Origin of the sequence: Streptomyces sp. NPDC087901 (assembly GCF_044742205.1) — a bacterium.
Taxonomy (GTDB): domain Bacteria; phylum Actinomycetota; class Actinomycetes; order Streptomycetales; family Streptomycetaceae; genus Streptomyces.
In genome coordinates this window covers 134,177-161,164 of the sequence record NZ_JBIUUC010000010.1, presented here as the reverse complement: position 1 = coordinate 161,164, position 26,988 = coordinate 134,177, and the positions used below count along the sequence as shown (strand labels likewise).

At 69.2% G+C, this 26,988-nt stretch carries 26 protein-coding genes and 1 pseudogene; 10 read left to right on the top strand and 17 right to left on the bottom strand.

All coding sequences use genetic code 11. From position 1 onward, the window contains the following. Positions 1-7: 7 nt before the first annotated feature. Positions 8-841, bottom strand: a complete 834-nt coding sequence (locus ACIOEW_RS27920; RefSeq protein ID WP_401966840.1) for an alpha/beta fold hydrolase — start codon at positions 839-841, stop codon at positions 8-10. 152 nt (positions 842-993) lie between these two features. On the opposite strand from ACIOEW_RS27920, the gene ACIOEW_RS27915 reads away from it, so the two are divergent. Next, positions 994-1,878: an RNA polymerase sigma-70 factor gene (locus ACIOEW_RS27915; RefSeq protein WP_401966838.1), complete on the top strand. Its 885-nt coding sequence runs from the start codon at positions 994-996 to the stop codon at positions 1,876-1,878. A gap of 300 nt (positions 1,879-2,178) precedes the next feature. Beyond that, positions 2,179-2,943 (top strand): GntR family transcriptional regulator, encoded by a 765-nt coding sequence (locus ACIOEW_RS27910; RefSeq protein WP_401966836.1) that lies wholly within the window; start codon positions 2,179-2,181, stop codon positions 2,941-2,943. A gap of 45 nt (positions 2,944-2,988) precedes the next feature. On the opposite strand, the gene ACIOEW_RS27905 is transcribed toward ACIOEW_RS27910, so the two are convergent. From ACIOEW_RS27905 to ACIOEW_RS27895, 3 genes are all read right to left on the bottom strand, one after another. Then, positions 2,989-4,146, bottom strand: coding sequence for an ROK family protein (locus ACIOEW_RS27905; RefSeq protein ID WP_362547895.1), 1,158 nt, complete (start codon positions 4,144-4,146; stop codon positions 2,989-2,991). 121 nt (positions 4,147-4,267) lie between these two features. Next, positions 4,268-4,918, bottom strand: a complete 651-nt coding sequence (locus tag ACIOEW_RS27900; RefSeq protein ID WP_401966834.1) for a response regulator — start codon at positions 4,916-4,918, stop codon at positions 4,268-4,270. 25 nt (positions 4,919-4,943) lie between these two features. After that, positions 4,944-6,116 carry a sensor histidine kinase gene (locus ACIOEW_RS27895; protein ID WP_401966831.1) on the bottom strand — a complete coding sequence of 391 codons (1,173 nt, stop codon included), beginning with the start codon at positions 6,114-6,116 and terminating at the stop codon, positions 4,944-4,946. A gap of 107 nt (positions 6,117-6,223) precedes the next feature. Between ACIOEW_RS27895 and ACIOEW_RS27890 the strand changes: the two genes are divergently transcribed. Both ACIOEW_RS27890 and ACIOEW_RS27885 read left to right on the top strand, forming a co-directional pair. Next, positions 6,224-7,168, top strand: a complete 945-nt coding sequence (locus tag ACIOEW_RS27890; protein ID WP_401966829.1) for an ATP-binding cassette domain-containing protein — start codon at positions 6,224-6,226, stop codon at positions 7,166-7,168. Then, positions 7,165-7,908, top strand: a complete 744-nt coding sequence (locus tag ACIOEW_RS27885) for an ABC transporter permease (RefSeq protein ID WP_362548017.1) — start codon at positions 7,165-7,167, stop codon at positions 7,906-7,908. Before ACIOEW_RS27890 ends, ACIOEW_RS27885 begins: the two co-directional genes overlap by 4 nt. Positions 7,909-8,045: 137 nt before the next feature. On the opposite strand, the gene ACIOEW_RS27880 is transcribed toward ACIOEW_RS27885, so the two are convergent. Beyond that, positions 8,046-8,573: a GNAT family N-acetyltransferase gene (locus tag ACIOEW_RS27880; protein WP_401966827.1), complete on the bottom strand. Its 528-nt coding sequence runs from the start codon at positions 8,571-8,573 to the stop codon at positions 8,046-8,048. Positions 8,574-8,664: 91 nt separating this feature from the next. On the opposite strand from ACIOEW_RS27880, the pseudogene ACIOEW_RS27875 reads away from it, so the two are divergent. Next, positions 8,665-9,432, top strand: a pseudogene (locus tag ACIOEW_RS27875) (transposase). Between the two features lie 193 nt (positions 9,433-9,625). Here the strand turns inward: ACIOEW_RS27875 and ACIOEW_RS27870 are convergent. Further along, positions 9,626-11,221 carry an ISAzo13 family transposase gene (locus ACIOEW_RS27870; protein WP_401967074.1) on the bottom strand — a complete coding sequence of 532 codons (1,596 nt, stop codon included), beginning with the start codon at positions 11,219-11,221 and terminating at the stop codon, positions 9,626-9,628. A gap of 260 nt (positions 11,222-11,481) precedes the next feature. Between ACIOEW_RS27870 and ACIOEW_RS27865 the strand changes: the two genes are divergently transcribed. Continuing rightward, the gene (locus tag ACIOEW_RS27865) at positions 11,482-11,949 is read left to right on the top strand and encodes an SAM-dependent methyltransferase (protein WP_401966824.1); all 468 of its coding nucleotides are present in this window, start codon (positions 11,482-11,484) and stop codon (positions 11,947-11,949) included. 335 nt (positions 11,950-12,284) lie between these two features. Beyond that, positions 12,285-12,722 carry a hypothetical protein gene (locus ACIOEW_RS27860; RefSeq protein ID WP_401966821.1) on the top strand — a complete coding sequence of 146 codons (438 nt, stop codon included), beginning with the start codon at positions 12,285-12,287 and terminating at the stop codon, positions 12,720-12,722. 311 nt (positions 12,723-13,033) lie between these two features. Here the strand turns inward: ACIOEW_RS27860 and mug are convergent, their stop codons facing one another. The 7 genes from mug to ACIOEW_RS27825 form a co-directional block, all read right to left on the bottom strand. Further along, positions 13,034-13,597, bottom strand: coding sequence for a G/U mismatch-specific DNA glycosylase (mug, locus tag ACIOEW_RS27855; protein WP_401966819.1), 564 nt, complete (start codon positions 13,595-13,597; stop codon positions 13,034-13,036). 19 nt (positions 13,598-13,616) lie between these two features. Next, on the bottom strand, positions 13,617-15,059 hold the full coding sequence (gene purB / locus ACIOEW_RS27850; protein ID WP_401966816.1) for an adenylosuccinate lyase: 1,443 nt from the start codon (positions 15,057-15,059) through the stop codon (positions 13,617-13,619). A gap of 179 nt (positions 15,060-15,238) precedes the next feature. Next, entirely contained in the window at positions 15,239-16,081 is an 843-nt protein-coding gene (locus ACIOEW_RS27845) for an SGNH/GDSL hydrolase family protein (protein WP_362547918.1), read from the bottom strand. Between the two features lie 151 nt (positions 16,082-16,232). Continuing rightward, positions 16,233-17,252, bottom strand: a complete 1,020-nt coding sequence (locus ACIOEW_RS27840) for a hemolysin family protein (protein WP_362547921.1) — start codon at positions 17,250-17,252, stop codon at positions 16,233-16,235. Beyond that, entirely contained in the window at positions 17,249-18,586 is a 1,338-nt protein-coding gene (locus ACIOEW_RS27835; RefSeq protein WP_362547924.1) for a hemolysin family protein, read from the bottom strand. Before ACIOEW_RS27835 ends, ACIOEW_RS27840 begins: the two co-directional genes overlap by 4 nt. 250 nt (positions 18,587-18,836) lie before the next feature. After that, positions 18,837-19,256: a GNAT family N-acetyltransferase gene (locus ACIOEW_RS27830; protein WP_401966814.1), complete on the bottom strand. Its 420-nt coding sequence runs from the start codon at positions 19,254-19,256 to the stop codon at positions 18,837-18,839. Between the two features lie 105 nt (positions 19,257-19,361). Beyond that, entirely contained in the window at positions 19,362-20,642 is a 1,281-nt protein-coding gene (locus ACIOEW_RS27825) for a cytochrome P450 (RefSeq protein ID WP_401966812.1), read from the bottom strand. A gap of 334 nt (positions 20,643-20,976) precedes the next feature. Between ACIOEW_RS27825 and ACIOEW_RS27820 the strand changes: the two genes are divergently transcribed. Together ACIOEW_RS27820 and ACIOEW_RS27815 are read left to right on the top strand one after the other, a co-directional pair. Next, complete coding sequence (locus tag ACIOEW_RS27820) at positions 20,977-21,204, top strand: hypothetical protein (RefSeq protein WP_030921856.1); 228 nt, start codon at positions 20,977-20,979, stop codon at positions 21,202-21,204. Further along, positions 21,201-21,572 (top strand): fic family toxin-antitoxin system, toxin component, encoded by a 372-nt coding sequence (locus ACIOEW_RS27815; RefSeq protein WP_145767569.1) that lies wholly within the window; start codon positions 21,201-21,203, stop codon positions 21,570-21,572. The genes ACIOEW_RS27820 and ACIOEW_RS27815 overlap by 4 nt, the downstream gene beginning before the upstream one ends. A gap of 123 nt (positions 21,573-21,695) precedes the next feature. On the opposite strand, the gene ACIOEW_RS27810 is transcribed toward ACIOEW_RS27815, so the two are convergent. The 4 genes from ACIOEW_RS27810 to bioB all read right to left on the bottom strand — a co-directional run bounded on the left by ACIOEW_RS27810 (position 21,696) and on the right by bioB (position 25,688). Then, positions 21,696-22,394: a class I SAM-dependent methyltransferase gene (locus ACIOEW_RS27810; protein ID WP_362547935.1), complete on the bottom strand. Its 699-nt coding sequence runs from the start codon at positions 22,392-22,394 to the stop codon at positions 21,696-21,698. Positions 22,395-22,527: 133 nt separating this feature from the next. After that, positions 22,528-23,217, bottom strand: a complete 690-nt coding sequence (bioD, locus tag ACIOEW_RS27805) for a dethiobiotin synthase (RefSeq protein WP_401966808.1) — start codon at positions 23,215-23,217, stop codon at positions 22,528-22,530. Between the two features lies 1 nt (position 23,218). Next, a complete protein-coding gene (locus tag ACIOEW_RS27800; RefSeq protein WP_401966805.1) occupies positions 23,219-24,523 on the bottom strand; it encodes an adenosylmethionine--8-amino-7-oxononanoate transaminase in 1,305 nt (434 codons plus the stop codon). After that, positions 24,516-25,688 carry a biotin synthase BioB gene (gene bioB, locus ACIOEW_RS27795; protein WP_401966803.1) on the bottom strand — a complete coding sequence of 391 codons (1,173 nt, stop codon included), beginning with the start codon at positions 25,686-25,688 and terminating at the stop codon, positions 24,516-24,518. The genes ACIOEW_RS27800 and bioB overlap by 8 nt, the downstream gene beginning before the upstream one ends. Before the next feature lie 143 nt (positions 25,689-25,831). Here bioB and ACIOEW_RS27790 point away from each other — a divergent pair, with 143 nt between their 5' ends. Then, positions 25,832-26,974, top strand: a complete 1,143-nt coding sequence (locus tag ACIOEW_RS27790) for an 8-amino-7-oxononanoate synthase (protein WP_362547947.1) — start codon at positions 25,832-25,834, stop codon at positions 26,972-26,974. Positions 26,975-26,988 lie beyond the last annotated feature (14 nt).

Sequence of the window (26,988 nt, the reverse complement as noted above, 5' to 3'; positions counted from 1 at the left end):
GGTGGACTCAGCGGCTGGTACCGAGAATCACCCGCGCCACCAGAGCGGGGTCGTCGTTCATCGGGACATGACCGCAGCCGGGAAGCCGGACCAGACGGGCGCCGGGGACGGTGTGCTTGGCCCGGATGCCCTGGCGCCGCAGGAGCAGCCGGTCGCGGCCGCCCCAGGCGATGGTCACCGGCAGCCCCGGCACGTCGTCGGTGAACAGGACGTCGCGTCCGGCGGCCAGCGTCCGGTGGAAGCCGGTCGCCTGGCGCAGGGCCAGGGTCTCGGACACGGCGGCCTCCGGTGAACGCCGCCACGGCCGGGCGTAGATGGTGCTGGTCAGCACGGTGCGGCCGGTCGCGGAGCGGGACAGCCGCTCGATGAGGGGCAGGGGCATCGACTCCGCGGCCAGCCGCATGGCGCGGAGCGTTCCGAACGCGTACCGGCGCTCGCGGTCCGTCCAGAACCCGGCGGGCGAGAGGGCGGTGACCGAGCGTGCGAGCTTCTCGCGCCCGAGTTCCAGCGCCAGCAGGCCGCCCAGCGAGTTCCCCGCCACGTGGGGGCGGTCCACGCCGATCGCCTCGCAGAAGGCCCCGAGCAGCGGTGCCACGGTGGCCAGGTCGTACGGAAGGTCGTCGGGCAGCCCGGGGGAGGCGCCGAATCCCGGCAGGTCCATCGCGATGACATCCCGTTCCACGGCCAGCACCGGGATCACGGGGTCCCAGGCCTGGCGGTGGTGGCCGATGCCGTGGAGCAGCAGCAACGGCTCTCCGGTACCCGACCGTTCGTAGGCGACGGAGACGGTCCGCGGTCGTCCTCGGGGTGACTCGACGGTGAACGAGACCGTGGTGGCCATGAAGATGCTCCCGGGTGAGGCGGCACGGAGAGGCCGTGCCTGCAAGCGGCTTAGACATTCCGTCAACAACAATTACCGCCAGGTAGCTTGTAGTTCAAGAGCGGCGAGGCGGGAAACTGGACACCGTGGTGTGGGTCGGCTGGTATGAGCAGGTGACAGCCGAAACCGTGACCGACGTCTTCGAAGAGCACCGGCCCGTACTCATCGGGGTCGCCTACCGCATGCTCGCCCGGATCGCCGATGCCGAGGATGTGGTCCAAGAGGCCTGGCTCCGCTGGTCGGCAACCTCACGGGAGGACGTGCGTGAACCACGCGCCTTCCTTGTCAGGATCGTCACCCGCCTCGCCATCGACCGGCTGCGTCAGATCGGAACGCGTCGCGAGGCGTACGTCGGACCGTGGCTGCCGGAACCTCTGGTCACCGACTTCGGGCCGACCGTGCCCGACACGGCGGAGCAGGCCGTGCTCGCCGACTCCGTGTCCGTCGCCGTCCTTGTCGTCCTTGAGTCACTGTCCCCGCTGGAGCGTGCCGTCTTCGTCCTGCGCGAGGCCTTCGGCTTTCCCTATGCGGAGATCGCCACGACGCTGGACAGGACCGAAGCCGCCGTACGCCAGCTCGCCGGGCGCGCCCGTCACCACGTGGAGGAGCGGAAGCCGCGCTACGACGTCGACCCCGCACAGCGCCGTGACCTCACGGAACGCTTTCTGGCCGCGGCTGCCGGCGGTGACATCGCCGCGCTGCTCACCCTGCTGGCACCGGACGCGCGGCTCGTCGGCGACAGCGGCGGAAAGTCGAAGGCGCCACTGCGGATCCTGCGGAGCGCGGACAAGGTCGGCCGGTTCCTCTTCGCCGTCGCTCACGGGCAGATCCCCGACCTGTCGATTCGCTTCCTGGAGCTGAACGGCGGTCCGGCAGTACTGGTGCTCTCCGGCGGCAAGCCGGACTCCGTAGTCCAGGTAGAGGCGCGGGACGGAGTCATTCAATGCGTATATATCGTTCGCAATCCTGACAAGCTCACCACTTTTGCCGCAGAGTAGACGACCGAAGCTGATTTGCCGCTTCCTCGGAAGTAGCTCTCGACTACTCGTACCGCGAAGCCGCCCAACCGCCTGCCGAAGCCCCACGGACCCGCTCGGACGTGGGGCTTTGTGCTGAGTGCGGCCATCCTTCCGCGAACGTCCTGTGAACGCTGCACGGCGGATCACCGGTTCGCGGCCCCTCGGCCCGAGGATTGGTCTTGACCAAGGGGGTGCGCCGTCCTATGGTCTCAACGTTAAGACAGGAACCTTTAATAAATAACGTCGCGGAAAAGCCGACGGGCGATTGCGGAGGACAGGGTGGGGACCACGCAGCTGGAATCGGTACAGGAGCCGAAGTACTGGCACCTCAAGACCGTGCTCAGTGAGGCACTCGACTCGGACTTTGCGGTGGGGGAGATCCTCCCCAATGAGCGCGAGCTCGCCGCCCGGTTCGGCGTCGCCCGGGCCACGCTCCGGCAGGCCCTGGAGCAGCTCGAACTCGAAGGCAGGCTGCAGCGCCGCCGCGGAGTTGGCACCACGGTCGCCCCGCCGCGCGTAGGCGTCGCCGTCTCCACCGCGCAGCACGACTGGACCGGAGGCGGTGCGGGCGAGGCATGGCAGTCGGCGGACTGCCGGACGGCAGTCGCACCGGCCGCCGTGGCCAACATGCTCGACGTGGCGGGCGACGAGGCCGTCCACATCGTGCGCAGGATCCGGCTCAGCCACGGACAGGCGGTCGCTGCGGAGCTGCTGTACGTACCGGCGGCCTCCGTTCCGGATCTCTCCGCGATAGACACCGCGTCCGGTCCCGCCAGGGCCCGCAGCGTCGTACGTGAACTGCACCGGCTCGGCCTCGACGGCCAGGACCGTTCCGTGGAGCTCGGCTCGGCGCGCGCGGACGACGCCAAGGAACTCGACCGGCTCCCCGGTGCGCCCGTCCTCGTCGTGACGACCCGCTACCTCGCGGCCGGCGGCACGGCGGCCGTTTCCGTCGCCACGTACCGGGCCGACACCTGCCGGCTCACCTTCGGTGACTCGGGCGACCTGGAGATCAGCCACGACCAGGCCCGCCAGGCATCCTGACCGAATGGCCGCCCACCAGGGCGTGAACCGTACGGCCCGTCGCACTCAGCGGCGGGCCGTCACCGTTCCCTCCACGGCGAAGAGCTGCTCCTCGACATGGTCGAGCGCCAGCCGCAGCGCGCCTGTGGCCACGGCGGCCTCGCCGAGCAGCGAAAGCGTCACCCGAGGGGGCCGCAGGCAGTACCGAGCGAGCTCGCTGCGGAGAGGATCCAGCACCCCGTCCAGTCCGGCGGCCCAGCCGCCGATGACCACCAGCTCCGGATCGAGGGCCAGGACCAGCGCTGCCACGTCATGGACCAGACGCTGAATGAACCGTTCTACGGCGGCCTGCGCCTGCTCGTCGCCGTGCCGAGCCTTGGCGAACACCGCGGCGACCGCATGCTCGTCCAGCGGGTCCAGGGGTGTGTCCGTCGTCGACAGCAGTCTCTCCGGTGTGACGTCACGGCCTAGGAGGTGCAGCGCGCCGATCTCGCCGGCCGCCCCGCCGAAACCGCGGTGCAGCCGCCCGCCGATCAGGGAGCCCGCCCCAGGGCTCAGACCCGCCAGCACGAACACGATGTCGTCGGACTCGGTGGCCGCGCCCTTCCAGTGCTCGGCGACGGCCGCCGCATTCGCATCGTTCTCCACAAGAACGGGGCAGCGGAACGAGCGCCTCAGGCGCTCACCGAGCGCCAGCCCCGTCCAGTCCGGAAGAGCGGTGCCCAGCCGGACGGTGCCGTCGGCCTCCACGATGCCAGGGCTGCCCACGCCGACCGCGCGCAGACTGCTGCGGGCCACGCCGGTGCGCCGAAGCACGTCGGCGACCACAGCCCGTACCTTGTCCAGGCGGTCGTCCGCGCAGGCGGCCTCCGAAACCTCACGAAAGCCGGCGCCGATGATCCGGCCGTCCAGCCCCGACAACAACGCCGAGACCCGGTGCGGGCCGATCTCGATGCCCAGCAGGTGCCCCGCCTCGGCCCGGAACCGGAAGCGGCGGGCCGGACGGCCCTGACGTCGTGCCTCGGCACCGTCCGGCGCCGACTCGACGACCAGCCCGGCTTCGAACAGTCCCTCCATGACGCCTTCGACCGTGGGCCGGGACAGACCCGTGATCCGGGTCAGGTCCGTGAGAGTCGGGGATTCTGCGCCCCGGAGGGCATGCAGAACCACCGCAGAGTTGATCCGACGCAGCAACGACGGGTCCCCACCGGTCAGCCGGCCCACGGTGTGTCCTCCCAGCTCGTGCGCATGTCAGGCGGATCGTACTCGCTGCTCAGGGCCTGGGCGAGCATGGGCGGCAAGTCGTCGGACCTTGGGTGGCAAGGCCGCCCGGGAACACCCGATTTCAGCTCGGAGCGACGAATCCGGACTCGTAGGCGGCGATGACCGCCTGGGTGCGGTCCCGCGCCCCCAACTTCGCCAGCACGGCGCTGACATGGGTCTTCACCGTTTCGATGCCCACTACGAGCCGGGCGGCGATCTCGGCATTGGACAGACCCCCGGCCATCAGGCGCAGCACGGCCGCCTCACGCTCGGTGAGTGAAGCCCGCTCCATGGCCTCCCTCGCCGCGCTCGTTCCGTACTCGGCGGCGAGCTGACGGACCGCGGCAGGGAACAGCAGAGACTCGCCCTCCGCCACCAGACGCACCGCGTGCACGATCTCGGCCGGCCGGGCCCGCTTGAGGAGAAAGCCGTCCGCGCCCGCGCGCAATGCTTCGTAGACGTACTCATCGTTCTCGAACGTCGTCACCACCAGGATCTTCGGTGGGTCGGGCACCGTGCGCAGCACCACCCGAGTTGCCTCGATGCCGTCCATCAGTGGCATTCGGACGTCCATGGCCACCACATCAGGACGCAGCTGGCGCACCAGCGGGATCACCGCGGCGCCATCACCCGCCTCTCCCACCACCTCGATGTAGGGCTGGGCCTCCAGGACCGCGCGCAGTCCCGCACGGACCAGGGGTTCGTCGTCGACCAGAAGAACGGTAACCGGCATTCGCTCAGGGTATGCGGTGCGCTGGTCAGCGTATGCGGTGCAGAGGAAGGCTCGCGTGCACCATCCATTCCCCCTTGTACGGTCCCGTCTTGGCGCTGCCGCCCAGCAGGGCGGCTCGTTCCCTGATGCCCCTCAACCCGCTTCCGCCCCCAGAGGTAGCGGCCGAACCTGTGAGCGGATTTGTCACCTCCAGCTCAAGTCGCCCGTCGGCGACGGTGATACGGACGCGGACCGCAACCGAACCGGAATGACGCAGGACGTTGGTGAGAGCCTCCTGGAGGATGCGGTACCCCTCGCGCGACACCGACGCCGGCACCTGTTCCAACGGACCGGAAACATTCGCATCGACCTCGGCCCCGGAGCCGCGTGCGGAGTCCAGCAGACGATCCGCCTCACTCAGCGACCGACGTTGCCCCGGCGGCGTGGCCGATTCGCGCAGCACTCTCAGCACCCGTTCCAGGTCGTCGAGCGCATCACGGCCCGTCTCCTCGATCGCAGCCAGTGCCCGCTCGGTGAACGCTGGGTCGCGCGCCGCCCGGGCAGCACCCGCCTGAACGACGGCGACCGTCAGAGCGTGCCCGATGGAGTCGTGCAACTCGCGCGCGATCCGGTTGCGCTCGAGCAGCTGCTCCGTACGCTCCTCCAACGCGGTCATCCGCTGTTTAGGAGTGGGGCCGAGCAGCCACCGGGCCGCAATGGTGATCAGCTCCCCGCAGCTCACGACCACGGCGAGCAGCATCACCAGAGGAACCGGAGCGAGGAGCGCAGCCCACCAATGCGTGCCCAGCCCGGCGGCGAACCATTCGGGGCTCGGCTCCGAACCGACCGCGGAGCGGACGAGATCAACTGTCGTCGCCGACAGCCACACCGTCGCCATGCCGGCCAGCCCGGCACACACCAACCGCACCTCCAGCCAGAGCGCGGTCCGCCACCGCTCGGACCACGACGTGGAGGGAGCCACTGAGATGGATGCCCTGGGATCGCCCCGCTCCTCGGGCGTGAGCAGCAGCTGCGCCTGGACCCCCTCGGCGAGGCGCATGCCGGGAATCAGCCCCACCAAGGCCGCGAGGACGACTGGCACCCAGGGTGTGTCCATCGAGATGAACAGCCAGACACTCACTACGGCGCCGGGCAGGAGCAGATGTAGCCAGCGGGTGTAGGTGACCGGCGCGGTCAACGGGCGGAGGAAGCTGAACATGCTGTCATCGTGCCAGCGCGCTCGACCTGACGGCTCCCCCGAGCGAGGGAGATGATCCACACCGGTGGGGGAGGACCGCTGCCCGGCGCGGCGGCCAGGCTGAGGACATGACCAGTATCGACGTCAACGAGCTCACCAAGGATTACGGCGCCACCCGCGCCGTGGACCGACTCACGTTCAGTGTGCGGCCCGGCCGGGTAACCGGATTCCTCGGACCGAACGGCGCGGGCAAGTCCACCACCATGCGACTGGTCCTCGGCCTCGACCGGCCCACCGGCGGCACGGCCACGATCGGCGGGCAGACATACGCGGCTCTGGATGATCCGCTTCGCCATGTCGGGGTACTGCTCGACGCGCAGGCCGCCCACGGCTCGCGGACGGCGCGCAACCACCTGCTTGCGCTGGCCACGAGCAACGGACTCAGCGGGGCAAGAGTCGGGGAAGTGCTGGAGGAGGCCGGGCTCGGACACGTCGGGGACCGGCGGATCAAGACGTTCTCCCTCGGCATGCGCCAGCGCCTCGGCATAGCGGCGGCCTTGCTCGGTGATCCCGAAGTGGTCATGTTCGACGAGCCGTCGAACGGTCTGGATCCGGAAGGCATCATCTGGATAAGGGAGTTGATGAAGCGGTTGGCACGGGAGGGCCGCACGGTATGGGTCTCCAGCCATTTGATGAACGAGACGTCGTCGTGCGCCGACCATCTGATCGTCCTCGGAAAAGGACGCTTGCTCGTCGACCTTCCGATGCGGGAGTTTCTCGACTCCCGGAGCCGGCCCCGGGTACGAGTGCGGGTGCCCACGAATGAATCACCCAGGCTCGGTGAGGTCTTGACACGCAAGGGGTACCGGGCCGAGCAGGGGGACGACGGGTACTGGACCGTCGAAGGGGCGCGAGCGGACGAGATCGGGGCACTTGCCGCCACGGAAGGCCTTCCGGTTCTTCAGCTCATGGACGAGCAGGCCACGCTGGAACAGGCCTACCTGGATCTCACAGCCGGGGCAGCGGAGTTCGAGTCCGCCGTTTCCACACCCACCACACGACAGGAGGCCTGACCATGTCGACCATCACAGTTCTGCGCTCCGAGTGGATCAAGATCAGATCGGTGCGCTCGGTCGCCGGATCCCTGACGGCTGTATTCCTCGCCACCATGGCCGTCACGGTGCTCAGCTTCGCCACCGTCGGCCAGGCCGAGGCGGACAACGCGGATACCGACCTCGTGTTCGGTGCCTTCTACGCGCTGAACTTCGGGCAGATCGCGGCCATAAGCTTCGGAGCGACAGCGATCTCGTCCGAGTACGTCAACGGCGCGCTGCGCATGTCGCTCGCAGCCGTTCCGCGCCGCACCCTTTTCTACACAGCCAAGATGTCACTCATCGGAGGAACAGCTCTCGTCGTGGGCCTTGTCACGAGCTTCAGTTCGTTTCTGGTCGGGCAGTTGTTCATGGGGGATTACGCCATCGGGCTGGGAGAACCCGGTGCTCTGAGGGCCGCTTTCGGCAGCGGCATATATCTCGCTCTGATGACTCTGTTCGCCGCTGGGCTGACTGTCCTTTTCCGCAGTGCGGTTGCTGTGCTCAGCCTGCTCATCCCCTTCATCCTGATCGTTTCGTTCGTCGTCGGCGACATCGCAGGCGGTGTGGCCGACTATCTGCCGGACCGGGCCGGACAGTTGGTGCTGCACCAGCATTCGGAGAGCAGCCTGGGGCCCTGGACAGGGCTGGGCGTCACAGGGGTGTGGGCCGGGGCGGCCCTGCTGGCCGGATGGTGGGCACTGCGACGCCGGGATGCCTAACGACCTCGTGCACGATAGGCATCGCCGCAGGTCAGCGGTTTGCGCCGTCGCGACGCCCGAGCCGCTGACCTGCACGGATGTAGCGACGGCTCCTATCGTGCACGAGGCCGTAAGGACTGTCCCGTAACTGTTGGTTGTCACCGGGCGGTGGCGTGCAGGTTCCGGATGTACCAGTCGAAGCGTGTGCCGTCCTTGCTGCGCTTCGGCTTGCCGAGGGTGAACCCTGCCCGCTGCGCGACTGCGGCAGATGCGGGATTCTGCGGCTCCACCTGGATTACCGCCTCTGCCCCGCCCTCACCCGCCGCGTACTGGGACGCCAACAGGACCGCGCGGGTAGCTAGGCCGCGCCCCCGCCAGGACGGATAGAGGCCGTAGGCGACATTCACCTGGCCGGGCGCCAGGCCTTCTCCTGCGAACCGCAAGTCGATCGTGCCCGCGAGCACCTCGTCGGTACCCGTCCGGATGCCGAACGCGCGGAGTGGCCCAACGTTGTCCCACTGCTCCCGGCAGTGCCGGAAGTACGCTTCGATGCCCTCCCGCGTGCCGGGACCGCCGTTGAGCCAACGAACGAGTAGCTCGTCCTCCCCGGCGAGGTGCGCCTCGACATCGTCCAGGCACAGGGGGGACAGAGTGATGGTCCCGTCGGACAGCATTACTTCACGCATCCGGTCTATTCTTGACGCCAGATCCGTATCGCACCACCGGATTCTGCGCGACATCACGCGGAGCTCCCGGGCCACAGGAGATGATCTCCGTGTGGCTGGTGTGATTACGGCGTCGGAGCCGTCCTGGATAGGCCCGTTCACCGGGTTGAGCCCCCGCCTGTTTGGGAAGCTGGTGGCGGTTCTGCGTCGTGAGGGTGCGGACGCGGTTCGCAAGGGCCGGCCGTGGAGTCTTCCGTTGGAGGACCGGGCCCTGCTGGTCGCGGCGTACTGGCGAACGAACTTGACGATGCGCCAGCTCGCCCCGTTGTTCGGGGTATCGAAGTCGGCGGCGGACCGGATCATTGACCATATCGGGCCGATGCTTGCGCTCCAGCCGCAGAAGCGGTTCGCGAAGGACACTGTGCTCATCGTGGACGGCACACTGGTGCCCACCCGCGACCACGCCATCGCCGCACAGTCCAAGAACTATCGGTACTCCACCAACCATCAGGTCGTCATCGACGCCGACACCCGCCTCGTCGTGGTCGTCGGCCGGCCCCTGCCTGGAAACCGCAACGACTGCAAGGCGTGGGAGGAATCCGGCGCCAAGGCCGCCGTCGGCACAACGATGACCATCGCCGATGGTGGCTATCCGGGCACCGGGCTCGTGATGCCCCACCGCCGCCGCAAGGGCGAGGAACTGCCTCACTGGAAACAGGCCCACAACAAGTCCCACAAACAGGTCCGAGCCCGCGTCGAGCACGTCTTCGCCCGCATGAAGGCCTGAAAAATCCTCCGCGACTGCCGCCTCAGAGGCGACGGAGTCCACCACGCCACGCTCGGCATCGCACGGATGCACAACCTCGCCCTCGCCGGATAGACCGCCCGCTGCACAGCATCCCACCATGCCCGGGGCCGCTCGGAGACCTTTACGGGACAGCCCTTACGACCTCGTGCACGATAGGCATCGCCGCAGGTCAGCGGCTTGTTTCGTCGTGGCGCCCGAGCCGTTGACCTGCGCGGATGCAGCGACGGCTCCTATCGTGCACGAGGTCGTTAGGGCTCGCAGAGAATCAACATGCTGAGTTGATCTTCGTGGGTCTGCTGCTGGAGATGAATGCGGTGACGTCAGCGGGTGTGCGGAACCTGGCTGTCGAGGGTGGGATGGTGTGACCGTTCTCGGCGAGGAGGGGCTGGACTTGGTGCACGGCCCTGGTGATGGTGCTGCCGTTGAGTCCAAATAGCTGACCGATCAGGTCGCGGGTGCCAAGTTTGCGCAGGTAGAGCACGGTGGCCAGGACTCTGTCTGCGGTGGTCAGCCTGTCCTTGGCCCCGGCGCCGCGAGCCCGGATGCGGTCTCCTCCTCGCTGCTGGGACCGCCCGTGTTCACGTAGTTCATCGAGTCTCTGGGACAGCTGCTCGACGAGTCCGTCGAGCGCCGGCTCGGTCATACCGGTCAGTTCCGGATTGCGTAGATCGTCAGCGCGGGACCGGGCGGACAGGTGCTTGGCTGGCCGCGGTTCTTCGGCCGCGCTGACTGTGTCGCGGTGTTGGGGGTGGAGGGTGTAGTTCCAGTCGCCGTGGAAGCGGTGCCGGTGCATGGGCAGGGCGTCGATGTCTTTGTCGGTGACCTTGATGCCGGTCTCGTAGGTGCCCGGGTCGAGTTCGGCGTGGACGCTCAGCCCGGTGTGAGTGGTGGTGGCCTTGATGCTGTTCACGATGATGTCGTGGCTGGTCAGGGGTCTGCCTCGCCAGTTCATGGAGATGTGGGAGAACAGCCGGTGCTCGATCTTGTTCCACTTCGAGGTGCCCGGCGGCATGTGGCAGACCGTGATCTCCAGGCCGGATTCGGCCGCCAGGGCGGCAAGCTCGGTCTTCCAGGCGCGGGTGCGGTATCCGTTGGAGCCGCCCGCGTCCGCGGTGATCAGCAGCCGGGTGGCCTGAGGGTAGTCGTGACTGCCACGGGCCTTCCACCAGCGACGGATCGAGGCAACGGCGAACGCGGCTGTGTCGTGATCGGTGCCGACACTGACCCAGCCGGTGTTCGCGGCGACGTCGTAGATCCCGTAAGGGATCGCCTTGCCCGGTCCCTGTCGGTCCAGGAAATCATGGGTCCTGACCTGGGTCGGCAGTCCTTTCGGACGCCACTCGAGGCCCCCGTTCTTGTACTGGCCGACCAGCTCCTTCTTCTTGGTATCGACGCTGATCACCGGGTCGCCAGCTCCCATATGCTCCTTGGCCCGGTCGTTGATGTAGCGGAACTGGGCATCCCGGTCGGGATGCTGAGCTCCCTCGACGGTCTTGGCGTTGGCCTGGAGGCTGAACCCCTCCTCCCTCAGCAGGTCGGCGACGGTATCCGCCGAGACACGGTGACCCTGCCTGGTGAGCTCGTCGGCGAGTCTGCGGGTGGACTTCGTCGTCCATCGCAGCGGTGACATCGGATCTCCGCGCATATCCGGCTCGACCAGGGCCAACAGCGCGGGCCGCAGTCCGGGATCTACCTCGTCAGCCCGTTTGCGCCCGCCACCGGGACGGCGAACTCGGCCCAGCGGTTCCGCCCCCGCCTCCAACTCGTCCACGCCTTTACGGACGGTGGTCTCGCTGGCCTCGGCCGCCTGAGCGACCACCCGGATTCCGCCGTGCCCCAGGATCCTGGCCTCAGCCCCCATCAGCAGACGGCGCTGCCGCTCGTCCAGGTGTGGGAACAACACCTGGAACTTCACCGCAAGTTGACCACGTGCCTCGTCAGATATGCGCATACCACACCAACGAGCCGAACCGCGGGAAGCAACACCTTGATTCTCTGCGAGCCCTTAGGACAGTTGAACGAACCTGTTTATCCGATCAAGGGGCAACGATGTGGTGTGTGGTCGGACCGAGCTGTTGAAGCGTCCGCCCGACCTTGCCAGTAAGGAGGTAGAACCTTTCCATGCCAAGCTTCGAGGTCACACCGATAGGTACAGTCCGGAACGACCGGACGGACGTCCAGCACACGGACAACTGGGGTGCCGTTCGCAGTACCATCACCGTCGACGAGCGCTTCGGTGATGCGTGCCTCCAGGGATTGGAAGGCTTCTCCCATGTGGAGGTCCTCTTCATCTTCGATCAGTTCCCGGAAAGCGACGACTACCGTGAACCCCGCTCCTACCGCGGCCGCTCCGACCTCCCGCCCGTTGGCGTCTTCGCCGGCCGTGGCCCCCGCAGACCGAACCGCATCGGCGTCACGTGCTGCGCCATCGAATCCGTTCACGGTCGCGAACTGACGGTGGTGGGGCTCGACGCGGTTGCCGGCACCCCGGTCATCGACCTGAAGCCGACGATGGCGGAGTTCCGCGCGGTGAACGTCGAACAGCCTGAATGGGTCAGCAACCTGATGGCGGAGTACTTCGAGCCGTAAACGACCCCGTCAACCTGCCTGGGCTTAGCGCTTTCCCTGCGACGGTGACGATTGCGGCTGGAGTGGGCAAGCGGCGTGGTGGAGTTCCCTCTCGGAACGGACGCGTCGGTAGGGGAGCCCGGCCGCCGTCAGCCCGTCAGCCCGTCAGTCCAGCTTCCGCGTCCAGTACCTCACGCGCTCGGCCAGTCGTGCATGTCGGGGGTGGTGAAGCCCGATTGAGCCCGGAGCCCGGAGCCCGGTAGACGTGGCGGTGGCGATAGCAAAACGACGGCTGAAATCCTCTCAAAGCGTAGGGCGAGGCTCCCGTTGTCAGTGCCGGACGGTTTACTAACGGCATGACCACGGCACATCACCTCCGCCTCATCGACGGGATGCGCACCCGAGAGTTTCCCGCGGATCGCATCCGATCGGGCTCGGGAGTCAGCGGGCCCGGCTACCACACGGCGTCCCTGCACGCCGACGACGGTCACTCGGACGACGACGAGGCGGGGCGGCTGGAGCACCGTGCGCAGTGCCTTGCGGAGCACGAGGCGCTGATCGCCGTGCTTGGCGCACGCTGGGGTGAGCCGCAGTTGATCAGCCTGTGGAGTGCCCAGGAGCGAATGATGTCAGGTGAGGAGATACCTGACCCATGGGCCGTCACTGTTGCGGGGTGCGAGTATCTCCGGCTCTGGCGCATCGAGACTCGGTGGATCGCCCTGGCGCTGTATCTGCAGGAGGAGGGCCTCGGGTGCGAGCTCAGCGTGGTGGTGACCGCGATCGATCCTCCGTGAGTTCCGTGAGTTCCGTGAGTTCCGTGAGCTCCGTGAGTTCCGTCGCGGGGCGGCGCGGCAGTGAAGGGACATGCGCGAGCTGTTGCGGGCAGGTGGGGACGTAGCCGGAACGTGAGGCGCGGTCTGACCCGTTGAATCACCCGGGTCCGGCAGTCGGGGCGGTATCGGGCCAGGGCGGGGGCTGCGTCCGAGGGGCGGGGACGAGGACGAGTCACGAGCCTTGTCGGCCAGGTGGCTGGCCGGGCGTCGGCTGCGCTGTCGCGCTTGACGTCGTCCGGCGCGACAGCGCAGCCGAGGGACCCGTTCTGCCGTCAGGCTTCAGTGGTGAGGACCGTGGCTTCCGAGTCGACGGCTGACCGGAGACGTCCGTATTCGTCGGCCATGGAGCTGAGGGTCCAGTGGGCGTTCAGGCCGCTGGGGTTGGGCAGCGCCCATACGCGGGCCCCGCCGATCCTCCGGTCCTGTGGCCCGATGTGGGCCTGTCGCTCGCCGAATGCAGTCCGGTAGGCCGTGATCCCGACGACGGCCAGCCATTGGGGCCGCAGTTCCTCGACCTTCGAGGTGAGGAGCCGGCCGCCGGCGCGGAATTCCTCAGCAGAGAGTTCATCCGCCCGGGCTGTGGCTCTGGCGACCACGTTGGTGATGCCCAGACCGTAGCGGAGCAGTTCGGACTGCTCGCAGGGCTTCAGCTGCCGCGGGGTGAACCCCGACAGATGAAGCACCGGCCAGAAACGATTACCGGGGAAGGCGAAGTGATGGCCCGTGGCACCCGTCATCAAGCTCGGGTTGATTCCGCAGAACAGTACGCGCAGACCGCCCGCAACCACATCGGGAACAATGCGGTCACGGGCGGCCAGGAGCTGTTCGGGTGTCACCGGCCTGCGGTCCGGTGCATCAGAGGATCGAGCCCGGCGCGTAAGAGGCGGCCTCCGGATGCTGCTTGGTGATCTCCTCGATCCGGCCGACGAGCGCGGTGACCTGATCGCCGGCAGCTCCCGTGAAGGAGAGCTTGTCGGCCATGAGCTCGTCCAGCTGCGCGCGGTCGAGCGGGATGCGCTCGTCCGCCGCCAGCTTGTCCAGCAGCTCGTTGCGCTCCGTGCCCTGCTCGCGCATGGCGAGAGCGGACGCGACCGCGTTCTCCTTGATGGCCTCGTGGGCGACCTCACGGCCGACACCGGCGCGAACCGCGCCCATCAATACCTTGGTCGTGGCGAGGAAAGGCAGGTAGCGGTCCAGCTCGCGGGCGACGACGGCAGGGAACGCGCCGAATTCGTCGAGCACCGTCAGGAAGGTCTCCACCAGCCCGTCGAACGCGAAGAACGCGTCGGGCAGTGCCACCCGGCGGACCACGGAGCAGGACACGTCGCCCTCGTTCCACTGGTCGCCCGCCAGCTCACCGGTCATCGACGCGTGACCCCGCAGGATGACCATCAAGCCGTTGACGCGCTCGCAGGAGCGGGTGTTCATCTTGTGAGGCATGGCGGAAGAGCCGACCTGGCCGGGCTTGAAGCCCTCGGTGACCAGTTCGTGGCCGGCCATCAGCCGGATGGTCTTCGCGACCGAGGAAGGCGCTGCGGCCAGCTGCACCAGGGCGGTCACCACGTCGTAGTCGAGCGAGCGCGGGTAGACCTGGCCGACCGAGGTGAAGGCCTGCGCGAAGCCGAGGTGTCCGGCGATGCGCTGCTCCAGGTCGGCGAGCTTCCCGGCGTCCCCGCCCAGCAGGTCGAGCATGTCCTGGGCCGTGCCGACGGGCCCCTTGATTCCACGGAGCGGGTAGCGGCCCAGCAGGTCCTCAAGCCGTCCGTAGGCGACCAGCAGCTCGTCCGCGGCCGTGGCGAAGCGCTTGCCCAGCGTCGTGGCCTGCGCGGCGACATTGTGGGACCGGCCGGCGATGACCAGCTCGCGGTACTCACCGGCGAGCCTGCCCAGCCGGGCCAGGACTGCCACCGTGCGGTCGCGCATCAGTTCCAGCGACAGCCGGATCTGGAGCTGCTCGACATTCTCGGTCAGGTCGCGCGAGGTCATTCCCTTGTGGACCTGCTCGTGACCGGCGAGGGCGTTGAACTCCTCGATGCGGGCCTTGACGTCGTGCCGGGTCACCTTCTCCCGCTCGGCGATCGAGGCCAGGTCGACCTGGTCGAGGACACGCTCGTAATCGGCGATGGCCGCGTCGGGTACCTCGATCCCGAGGTCCTTCTGGGCGCGCAGCACCGCCAGCCACAGCTGACGTTCCAGCTTCACCTTCTGCTCGGGGGACCAGAGGACAGCCAGCTCCGTAGAGGCGTAGCGGCCGGCCAGGACATTGGGGATGCGAGGCTTCGCAGACACAGCAGTCACGTGTCCAGATTCTACTGGCGGTTTGTGCAGGTCGACGCCGCCCCCTTCTTTGTGCGTTGCTACGACTGCGTGAGCGAGCGGGCGAGTGAGTGCGCGCGTGAGTGCGGGGGAGCGCACGGACGTGGGCGTAGGTGGCTCGGCCCCGCCCGGCCCGCCCGTGTCCGATACCGTCGGGCCGGCTACTCGCCGGCGTCCACCCGTCGCCACGTGGCGACGGGGCCCGGGGCCTTGTCGTCCAAGGGCGTGACCCAGAAGGCCCGTCCCAGCTCGGAGCTGAACTGGGCTCCCGTACGGCCGTCTCCCGACGAGCGGCCGGTCAGACGCCGTCCTATCCAGGGGAACAGGTGCCGACGGGCAAAGCGGACGTCGTCGACGCGCCGGGTGGACCAGTGCGGCGGGGCCGCCACGGGCAACAGCGTCTGCCAGTCGTTCTCCGGCGGCAGCCCCAGCGACTGCCAGACGGCCTCCGCCACCCGGCGGTGGCCTTCGGCGGTCAGGTGCAGCCGGTCAACGTCCCACATCCTGGGGTCGCCCAGTACCGGTGCCCCGTACAGGTCGGCGACCTCCGCGCCGTGCCGGGCGGCAAGGTCGTCGATCAGGGAGAACAGCTCCTCCATCCGCGGTCGGAACCGTTCCATCACCGGTCCGTTGCGACCGGGGCTGCGCATCAGGACCAGCTTCTTGCACGAGGGCGCCAGACGTTCCACGGCCTCTTCCAGGCGACCGCGGACCATGCCCATGTCGCACTTGGGCCGCAGGGTGTCATTGAGACCGCCCACCAGGGTCACCACGTCCGCCTGCATGGCCGCCGCCACGTCCACCTGCTCGTCCACGATCTGGCCGATGAGCTTTCCGCGTACGGCGAGATTGGCGTACCGGAATCCGGGGGTGCGGGTGGCCAGCCGGGTGGCGAGAACGTCGGCCCAGCCCCGGTACGAACCATCGGGCATCAGGTCCGACATGCCCTCGGTGAACGAATCGCCTACCGCGACGAGACTGGTGTATTCGGCATTTATTTCCATGGCCCTGCGATCGTATCGCGGCGCGGCCCGTCCTCCGGAAGGCGACGGTGGCCCGGTCCGCCGCCTTCCGGACGGAGTCCGGCCCCACACTCCAGGAGGGGTGCGGGGCCGGACCGGGGCCGTGATCGGCGCGGCGGGGGAGGAGACAGGATCAGCGCGGCTGAGGCCGGCCCACCAGCTCGCGGAGGACGTCCTCCATCGTCACCATGCCGGCCAGCCGGTCGTCCTCGTCGAGGACGGCCGCCAGATGCGTACGGCTGCGCCGGAGCGCGGTCAGTACGTCGTCGAGCGGTGCCGCCGCCCGGACCCGGGCGATCGGCCGCATAGCGGTCACCGGGAACGGCACGTCCCGGGGGGTGACATCGAGGGCGTCCTTCACATGGAGATAGCCCAGGATCCGCTGCTCGCTGTCCATCACAGGGAACCGCGAGAATCCGGTCTCGGACGAGAGCCGCTCCAGTTCCTCGGGCGTCGTCCCGACCCTCGTGTACATCACCTGGTCCACCGGCAGCACCACATCTTGCACCGGCCTGCGCCCCAGTTCCAGTGCATGGTGCAGTCGCTCGGCGGCGCGGTCGTCGACCAGTCCGGCGTCGCCCGCGTCCTTGACGAGCCGGGCCAGCTCGTCGTCCGAGAACGTGGCCGACACCTCGTCCTTCGTCTCCACCCGCAACAACTTCAGCAGTGCGTTGGCGAAGGCGTTGATCGCGAAGATCACCGGACGCAGCGCCCGGGCCAGCGCCACCAGCGGCGGCCCGAGCAGCAGCGCGGTCTTCACGGGCGCGGCCAGCGCGATGTTCTTCGGCACCATCTCGCCGAGCAGCATGTGGAGGTAGGTCGCCACCGACAGTGCGATCACGAACGAGATCGGATGGACCAGCCCGTGCGGCACCCCCACTGCGTCGAAGATGGGCTCCAGCAGATGCGCGATGGCGGGTTCGGCGACGATGCCGAGGACCAGGGTGCACAGCGTGATGCCCAGCTGTGCCGCGGCGAGCAGCGCCGAGACGTGTTCGAGGCCCCAGATGACGCTGCGCGCCCGCCGGTTCCCGTCCTCGGCCTGCGGCTCGATCTGGCTGCGCCGCACGGAGATGAGGGCGAACTCGGCACCGACGAAGAAGGCGTTCACGACCAGGGTCAGCAGACCGATGAAGAGCTGTACGGCGGTCATCGCTCGTCCTCCGGCGCATCGTCGGAACCGGGCAGCGGTGCGTGCAGCAGCGCCCGGGCGGCGCGCCGCCCGGAGGCGTCCACGACATCGAGGCGCCAGCCGGCCAGCTCGATCGAGTCACCCACGGCAGGGATGCGGCCCACCTCGGTGGCGATCAGTCCGGCAAGGGTCTCGTACGGTCCGTCCGGCACTCTCAGTCCGATCGTCTCCAGCTGGTCGGTGCGGGCCGCGCCGTCGGCCGACCACAGTGTGCGTCCGTCGGCATCCTCGCCGGCGGGTGCGAGATCGGGTGTCTCGTGCGGGTCGTGCTCGTCCCGTACCTCGCCGACGACCTCCTCGACGATGTCCTCCAGCGTCACGACGCCCGCCGTGCCGCCGTACTCGTCGATGACGACCGCCATCGCGAGTTTGCCGGAGAGGCGGTCCAGTAGCCGGTCCACGGTCAGGGTCTCCGGCACCAGCAGGGGCTCGCGCAGCATGTCCGAGACCCGTTTGCGCGGGCGCTGCTCGGCGGGGATGGCCAGTACGTCCTTGATGTGGGCGACGCCGACGACGGTGTCGAGGCTGCCCCGGTACACAGGGAACCGGGACAGTCCGGTGGCGCGTGTGGCGTTGGCGACGTCCTCCGCTGTCGCCTGCACGTCCAGTGCCGTGACCTGCACCCGGGGAGTCATCACGTTCTCCGCGGTCAGCTCCGCCAGATTGAGGGTGCGCACGAAGAGCTCCGCGGTGTCCGCCTCGAGGGCACCCGCCTTGGCGGAGTGCCGGGCCAGTGCCACCAGCTCCTGCGGACTGCGTGCGGTTGCCAGTTCCTCGGCCGGTTCGAGGCCGAAGCGGCGCACGATGTGGTTGGCGGTGTTGTTGAGGTGGCTGATGAAGGGCCGGAAGAGAGCGGTGAAGGCACGTTGCGGGGTGGCCACCCTCTTGGCCACGCCGAGCGGCGAGGAGATGGCCCAGTTCTTCGGGACGAGCTCGCCGACCACCATGAGGAACACGGTGGACAGGGCGGTGCCGATGACCAGGGCCACGGACGACGACACGCCGGGCGAGAGCCCGACGGCCTCGACCGGGCCGCGGATCAGTTTCGCGATGGACGCCTCGGAGAGCATGCCGACGACCAGGTTGGTGACGGTGATGCCCAGCTGGGCGCCGGACAGCTGGAAGGTGAGGCTGCGTACCGCCTTCAGTGCGCTCGCGGCACCGCGTTCCTCCCGCTCCACAGCCCGTTCGAGCTGGCCACGGTCGACCGTGGTCAGGGAGAACTCCGCCGCGACGAAGGCGCCGCATGCGAGGGAGAGCAGCACCGCCACGAGCAGCAGAAACACTTCGGTCATCGGTTCACCTCCGTCCCATGATCGGGCAGGGATACGAGGATCGCGCGGTGTCGGCGATATCGGCTACTGGGAGGTTCGCCCATGGGACGGACGCTCACACCTTTCATATGGATCGACGGGGGAGCACTCATAGTAAAGGATCAGCAAAGTGGCGAGGTAGGGCAGCCGTCCGGGCCCTCGGACGGCTGCCCCGGAAGCGGCGGGCCCGGCCCGCCCGCTCTGGCAGCGGGCGAGCGGGCCCGGCTCACTGTCAGAGCGGCTTCACCCAGCGCCGCCAGTGGTCCTCGCGGTGGTAGCCGACCGCGGCCCATGCGTGCTGGGCGCGCTCGTTGGCTTCCAGGACCATGGCGTCGGCCCGGCGGCCGCCGAGCGCGGCGAAACGGGCGTCCGTCGTTTCCAGCAGCGCCGTGGCGATGCCCCGCCTGCGGAATCCGGGATGTACGGCCAGCCGGTAGACATGGCAGCGCCAGCCGTCGAAGCCGGCTATGACGGTGCCCACGAGCAGGCCGTCCCGCTCCGCGAGGAGCAGGGCCTCCGGGTCCCGGTCGATCAGCCGGGACACCCCATTACGGTCGTCACTGATGCTCGTTCCTTCTGCCGCCTCGCGCCAGAACGTCAAGACGTCGTCGACGTCGGCGAGGGCGGCGCAGCGGATGTGGAGATCACTCATGGGATGAGCCAAGCAGAGCGTCATCCCCATGGGCGAGCGAATTCCGGGGCTGCTCGTGCGTGGTGGGCTCCGTGTCTCAGCTCGTACGGGGGTGGGCTCCGTGTCTCAGCGCAGATGCACCGGGAGCGACTCGATGCCGTACACGATCGACAGCTTCCGGAAGCCGAGATCCTGCGGCGGGACGGCGAGCCGCATGCCGGGGAACCGCCTGGCCAGTGCGGGGTACGCCACGCGCAGTTCCATGCGCGCAAGCTCGGCGCCGATGCAGCGGTGGATGCCGTGGCCGAAGGCCAGGTGGCCGGCCGGCGTGGTGCGGTGCAGGTCGAAGCCCCCGTCGTCCGTGACGTACGACGGGTCGCGGTTGGCGCCGCTCAGGGAGCAGAGGACCATGTCGCCGCGCGGAATGACCACGCCGGCTATCTCGATGTCCTCACGGGCGAACCTGGGGAACGCCATCTGGACCGCGGAGAGATACCGCAGCACCTCCTCGACGAACGGCGCGGTCATCGTGTCGTCCGTGCGCAGCCGGTCGAGGACGTCCTCGTTCTGCAGCAGGACCAGCGAGCCGAGCGCGATCGTGCTGGCCGTCGTTTCGAAGCCGCCGGTGAGCACTCCGTCGGCGAGACCCGCGAGCTCCTCGTCGTCGACACTGTCTCCGTGCTCCCTCACGATCATGCCGAGCAGCCCGTCCCCGGGCTTCCGGCGCTGCGCCCTGACGACCTCCCTGAAGTAGTCCAGCGACGCGGACATGGCACCGAAGGGTGCGGTCGTCCCCCCGAAGAGGTCGAAGCGGTCCATCGCGAGCTGTTGGAAGTCCTGCCGGTCCTCGTACGGCACGCCCAGGAGTTCGCAGATGGTGAGGGAGGGGACGGGCAGTGCGAACTCGTGCACCAGGTCGACGGGGCCGCGGGCGGTCTCCATCGCGTCAAGGCGTTCCTCGACGATCGCTTCGATCCGGGGTGCCAGGCGCCGCAGGCGGCGCATGGTGAACTCCGGGGTCAGGATGCGGCGCAGGCGCGTGTGTACCGGCGGATCGCTGAAGCCGAGCCCGCCCGGGCTCTGCTCGGGGGCGATCCCGGCGTTGCCCGCGAGGTGGGCGAAGTCCGTGCTGAACCCCTCGGCGGATCCGAGTACGGCCTTCGACTCCTCGTAGCCGGTGACCACCCAAGCGTCCATGCCGAACGGCAGCGAAACCCTGGACACAGGGGCGCTCGCCCGGGTCGTGGCCACCCGGCGTACAGGATCGAGGCCGTCGCGGCGCAGGAGCATGAGCAGTTCCTCCGGCAGCAGCTTGATCGTGGAGGAGCCGATTCCGTGCCGTTGAATCCTGGCCAGGTAGGTGCGCCCGAGCCGGGCGGTGATACGGGAACGGAACGTCGTACTCAATGTGCACTCCATGAGTCGTCGCGAGATCTGGTCGGTTGGCAGGCATTCGCCGCCAGGACGTGGCCGACTGCGCTGACTTCGGCTGCCTGACCAGGAATTATGACCACTTGTTCGGAAGAGGGGGCGGCCGGGTGCGATATCCGTCGCTCATCCTTCGACGGTACGGGTCCCGGAGCCCGTACGCCCGGGGCGGCCGACTGCGGTGATATGCCAGGTGACGGGGGTGTGCCGGGGCTGCGGACGGCCCGGGTGCCGGTACCGGAAGGCTGCCGGCAGCCTTGCCGAGGCCCCGTTCCCCTTGCCGGTGCTAGCAATCCCGCGCTAGCGTGAGGGGGTGCCCAAGACGCAGCTGAACGTTCGAGTGGACGAGGCCACCGCCGAGGCCGCGCGGCAGCGCGCGCTCCAGAGGGGGATGAGCGTGAACCGCTACATAGAGGAACTGGTCAAACAGGATGCGGGCGAGGTCGGCCATACCTTCGTCGAGGCCGCCGCCGACTTCATGAAGCAGTACGAATCGGTGTTCGCCGAGGAGTTCGGCCCGGAGCGCAAAGGCACCCGTTGAATCTCCGGATCCACCTTTCCTGGCTGCTCATGGTCGCCGAGCACAAGACACCCGGTGACCCCCAGGTCACCGACTGGGGCGCACTGGTCGCCGCGGTCGCGCGGCACGAGGCGGAGATCTTCGGCAGCCCGGTCTACAGCGACCCGCATTCCCGGGCGGCAGCGCTGCTGCAATTGCTGTTGCACGTGCCCGCGCTGGAGCGCTCCAACGCGATGTTCGCCTCAGCCGTCGCCTACGGCTATCTCGTCGCGTCGGGGCTCAAGGTCATCACCTCGCCGGAACAAGTGCGCGATCTGGCGCTGCTGGTCAAGGAGGGCAAGGCGGACGTCCGGGCCATCGCCGACGAGCTACGTCAGTGGAGCCTGTGACCGGCACGGTGACCACGGGAGCCTGTGACCAGGACGGTGACCACGCCGGTCCGACAACGAGCGATGTGCCGTAGCACTGTCGTGTGGTCGGCGGGCAGGACCCGCCGCATGCCTCCGCGGTCGTCAGCGGAGGCCCTCCCGCCCCCGGTCCACCACTGCCGACCGTCGCGCCACGCCCAGCACACACGAGGACGTGGGCAGCTTGATGCCGCCCTCCGGCATGTTTACCCTCCGGTACGTCTCCACCTCGAAGCCTGCCGCTTCGATCGCGGCGAGAGCGTCGCGCGAGGTGTGACATCCGCCGGCCAGCAGGGGCCAGACAGTCCGGTCCAGTGCGCGTTGGGTGGCGGCCATGGCACGGCCGTCGGCCCGCACATGCTCGAAGAAGCGCAGCTCACCACCCGGCCGCAGGACCCGCCGGATCTCCGCGAGCGACTGCTGCACATCGCGTACGGTGCACAGCACGAGCGAGACGACGGCTCCGTCGAACGCCTCGCTCTTCACCGGCAGGGCCTCCGCCGTACCAGGCACCACATCGACCGGGATTCCGGCGCGCAGCGCGGATCGCACCGCCAACTGCCGCAGTGTGCGCTCGGGTTCGATCGCCACCACCTCGGAAACGGCCGGCGGGTAATGGGCGAAGTTCAGGCCGTTCCCTGCCCCGATGTCGATGACCCGCCCCGACAGTCCCGACAGCAGCTCGGCCCGCACCGCGGCCAGGCCCGCGGCGGACTCGGCGGCCACGCTGAGCCGGGCGTAGCAACGGGCGAAGACCGGGTGGTGCACCGCGTCCTTCTGGATCTTCGTGCTCCGCAACCGCATGACGGACCTCCTCGACGGGCCGGTCCGCGCGGGCCGGGTGCGAGCGTACGCCCCGCCGCCCCGCTCGGCCGGAAAGGTTCGGCTACCTCGATTCTGCCTCCTTCGGCGCACCCCGTCCTGTGCCGTACCCCGTTCAGTCCGGCGGTCGGCTCCCGCCCAGCCGCTCGGCCAGCCAACTCCCGGCTCGGGCACGGAAGTCCGAAGGAGCGAGAGCTCCCGCGCCCGCCGGGACAACACCCAGCAGCGGAGCGCCCGCCGCCACCGGAAGGTCCGACAGATTGCAGCGCTCCGCCAGGTCCGGCTCGGCGGGCATGCTGCCGACCACCACCCCGAGGCAGTCGAGCCCGCGGGCACGGAGCGCCTCCGAGGTCAGCGCCGTCGAGTTGAGCGTGCCGAGCCCGGCAGGCGCCACCACCAGGACCGGTGCCGCCAGCAGCCGAGCGGCGTCCGCCAGGGTCGCGCCGTCGTCGTCGAACCGTACGAGCAGTCCGCCCGCACCCTCGATCAGTACCAGATCGTGTTCGGTCGCCAGTTTCTCGGCGGCCTCGGCGACCTCGTACGGTCGGACGGGCGCCATCCCGGCCCGCCGCGCGGCGGTCGCAGGCGCCAAGGGCTCCGGGAAACGGGCCAGTTCGACCGCCGTCACATGACGGCCCGCCAGCCGCGCCACCTCGGCGGCGTCACCGGGCTCACCCGGCACCAGGCCCGTCTGGGCCGGCTTGAGCACCGCCACCCGACGGCCCGCAGCCGCCGCCGCGACGGCCGCGGTCACGATCGTCTTGCCGATCTCGGTGCCCGTCCCCGTCACCACCAGAATGTTCATCTCAGCCCTCCCGAGCCGCAGCGCATACGGCGCGGCAGATCCGCGCCACATCGTCGTCCCCGGTGACGTACGGCGGCATGGTGTATACGAGATCGCGGAACGGCCGCAGCCACACGCCCTCACGTACCGCCGCCCGCGTCGCGGACTCCATGTCCACCTCGTGATCGAGCTGGACGACGCCGATCGCACCCAGAACCCGCACGTCGCGGACCCCGGGCAGCTCCTCCGCCGCCGCCAGCCCGTCGCGCAGACCGGCTCCGATCCGTTTGACCTCCTGCTCCCAGTCCTGGCCGAGCAGCAGATCGATCGAGGCGCAGGCCACCGCGGAGGCCAGGGGATTGCCCATGAACGTCGGCCCGTGGGCGAGTACCGGAACCTCGCCGCGCGAGATGCCCTCGGCCACCGCGGTCGTGCACAGCGTCGCAGCCATCGTCAGATAGCCGCCGGTCAGGGCCTTGCCCACACACATCACATCGGGTGAGACCCCGGCGTGCTCGGCCGCGAACAGCTTGCCCGTACGTCCGAAGCCCGTCGCGATCTCGTCGAACACCAGCAGTACGTCGTTCGCGTCGCAGGCCTCGCGCAGGACACGCAGGTACGCGGGCGAGTGGAAGCGCATGCCGCCCGCTCCCTGCACCACGGGTTCCACGATGACCGCGGCCAGCTCGTCCGCGTGGTGCGCGATCAGCTCGCGCAGATGCGTCGCGTACGCGCTGTCCGGCTCCGCGTCGAAGCCCGACGGCGGCTCGTCGGCGAAGACCTGCCGGGGCAGCGCCCCCGACCACAGCTCGTGCATGCCGCCCTCGGGGTCGCACACCGACATCGGCTGCCAGGTGTCCCCGTGGTACCCGCCGCGCCAGGTCAGCAGGCGCTGTTTGGCCGGCCGTCCGGCGGAACGCCAGTACTGGAGGCACATCTTCACGGCGACCTCGACCGACACCGACCCCGAGTCGGCGAGGAAGACGTGCTGCAACGGTGCCGGGGTGATCTCGACCAGCTTGGTGGCCAGCCGCACGGCGGGCTCGTGCGTGAGCCCGCCGAACATCACATGGCTCATCCGGTCCAGCTGGCTGCGTGCCGCCTCGTTCAGAACCGGGTGGTTGTAACCGTGCACGGCGGACCACCACGACGACATGCCGTCGACCAGCTCATGCCGGCCCTCGGCGGGTTCGGCGAGTCTGAGCCGCACGCCGGACGCGGACTCCACGACCAGCGGCTCCTGCCGGCCAGGCATGGGACCGTACGGATGCCAGACATGGGCCCGGTCCAGGGCCCGCAGCCCGGCGGGGGAGAGCGGCTCAGGCATTGGGTGCGAGATCCGTACCCGCGCCGCGGCGGCGGACCGCCACCAGGTCCGTGCGAGCCGCCTGGGATTCGGCGGCTTCCGCGGGAGCGGTCTGCGCCTCCGGGCCGTCGCCGCACGGCGCGCACCCGCCGGCGTGCGAACCACAGCCGCCACCCGCGTCCGTACGATGCCCGGGCAGCGTCGTCGTACCGGCGCCCTCCACCTCGAAGCCGGCGTCCGCGATCATGTCGAGGTCGACCTGCCCCGCCTGGCCCTCACTGGTCAGATAGTCGCCCAGGAAGATCGAATTGACGAGATGCAGGGCCAGCGGCTGCATCGAACGCAGGTGCACCTCGCGGCCGCCCGCCAGCCGGACCTCCACGTCCGGGCAGACGAACCGCACCATCGCCAGAATGCGCAGACAGCGCTGCGGCGTCAGGTTCCACTCCTTGGCGAGCGGCGTCCCCTCGAACGGGATCAGGAAGTTGACGGGCACCGAGTCCGGGTCGAGGTCACGCAGGGCGAAGACCACGTCGACCAGGTCGGAATCGCTCTCGCCCATACCGGCGATCAGCCCGGAACAGGCGGAGAGCCCTGCGGCCTGCGCCTGGTGCACCGTCTCCACGCGGTCGGCATAGGTGTGGGTGGTGGTGATGTCCCCGTACGTCCCCTCGGACGTGTTGAGGTTGTGGTTGTAGGCGTCGGCGCCCGCCGACCGCAGCCGGTCGGCCTGGCCGTCGGAGAGCAGGCCGAGGCAGGCGCACACCTCGACGCCCTCGTTCTGTTCCTTGATCGCTTCGATGGTCTGCGACACCCGGTCGACGTCCCGGTCGGTCGGGCCCCGGCCGCTCGCGACCAGACATACGCGCTTGGCGCCACCGGCCACCCCCGCCGCCGCCGCCTTCGAAGCCTCGTCGGGCTTCAGCCAGGTGTACTTCAGGATCTCGGCCTTGGATCCCAGCCGCTGGGAGCAGTACGAGCAGTCCTCGGGGCAGAGCCCGGACTTGAGATTGACCAGGTAGTTCAGCTTCACCCGCCGCCCGAACCACTGACGGCGCACCTTTCCGGCCGCGGCCACCACGTCGAGCAGTTCATCGTCCGGTGTCGCCAGTACGGCGAGCGCTTCTTCACGGGTCGGCAGCTCGCGCCGCAGCCCCTTGTCCACCAGCGTGTTCAGGAGGTCCATGCCGATGATCCTGACGCACAGCACCGCCCCGAGCCAAGGAGGAACCGGACAACAGAGCCCGCAGAGGGTGTGTGCATTGCCACACCATGCCCGGCTGCGCCCCCGGTTAGGGTCTGTGAGCTGCCTACAAAAGGGACCCGACCATGTCCTTCGCCCCGTTCGACTGGATCGACGAGGAGGCGCGCCGCCGCGCGGACGCCGGACTCGTCCGGACGCTCCGGCCGCGGCCCGCCGAACCGGAACTGCTGGACCTCGCGAGCAACGACTACCTCGGCCTCACCCGGCATCCGGAAGTGACCGCCGCGGCGGCCGATGCGGCGCGCCGGTGGGGCGGCGGTGCCACCGGCTCCCGGCTGGTCACGGGTTCCACCGCGCTGCACGCGGAGCTCGAACGCGAACTGGCCGAATTCTGCGGATTCGAGGCGGCTCTGGTGCTGTCCTCGGGCTATGCCGCCAACCTCGCGGCCCTCACCGCCCTGACCGGCCGCGGCTCGCTGATCGTGTCGGACGCGGGCAATCACGCCTCGATCGTCGACGGGTGCAGGCTCTCGCGCGCCGAGACGGCTGTGGTTCCGCACGCCGACCCCGAGGCGGTGCGCAAGACCCTGCAGTCGCACCGGGGCAGGGCGCTGGCGGTCACCGACTCGGTCTTCTCGGTCGACGGCGACGCCGCACCGCTGGCCGAACTGGCCGACGCCTGCCGCGCGGAGGACGCCGCGCTGCTCGTCGATGACGCGCACGGCCTGGGCGTCCTCGGTGACGGCGGCCGCGGCGCGCTTGCCGCGGCAGGTCTGGCGGGTGGCGACGGCGTCGTCGCCACACTCACCCTCTCCAAGTCCCTGGGCAGCCAGGGCGGCGCGGTTCTCGGCCCCGCGCGGGTGATCGACCACCTGGTCAACACCGCCCGCACGTTCATCTTCGACACCGGGCTCGCACCGGCCGCCGTCGGCGCCGCGCTGGGCAGCCTGCGGCTTCTGCGCCGCGAGCCGGAACGGGCGGGCCGGGCCCGTGCGGTCGCCACCGCGCTGCACGAGCAGCTGACCGCGGCCGGCCTGACCGCGGTCCGTCCCGACGCGGCCGTGGTCTCCGTACGCGCCCCCTCGGCCGAGGCGGCCGTCCGCTGGGCGGCGGACTGCCGTACGGCCGGGATGGCGGTCGGGTGCTTCCGTCCGCCCTCCGTACCGGATGGCATCTCCCGGCTCCGGCTGACGGCGCGCGCGGACCTGACGGACGAGGAGATCGCGGAGGCGGTGGCGATCGTACGGCGGGCCGCTCCTGCGGGCTGACCCGCCGGGGCCGC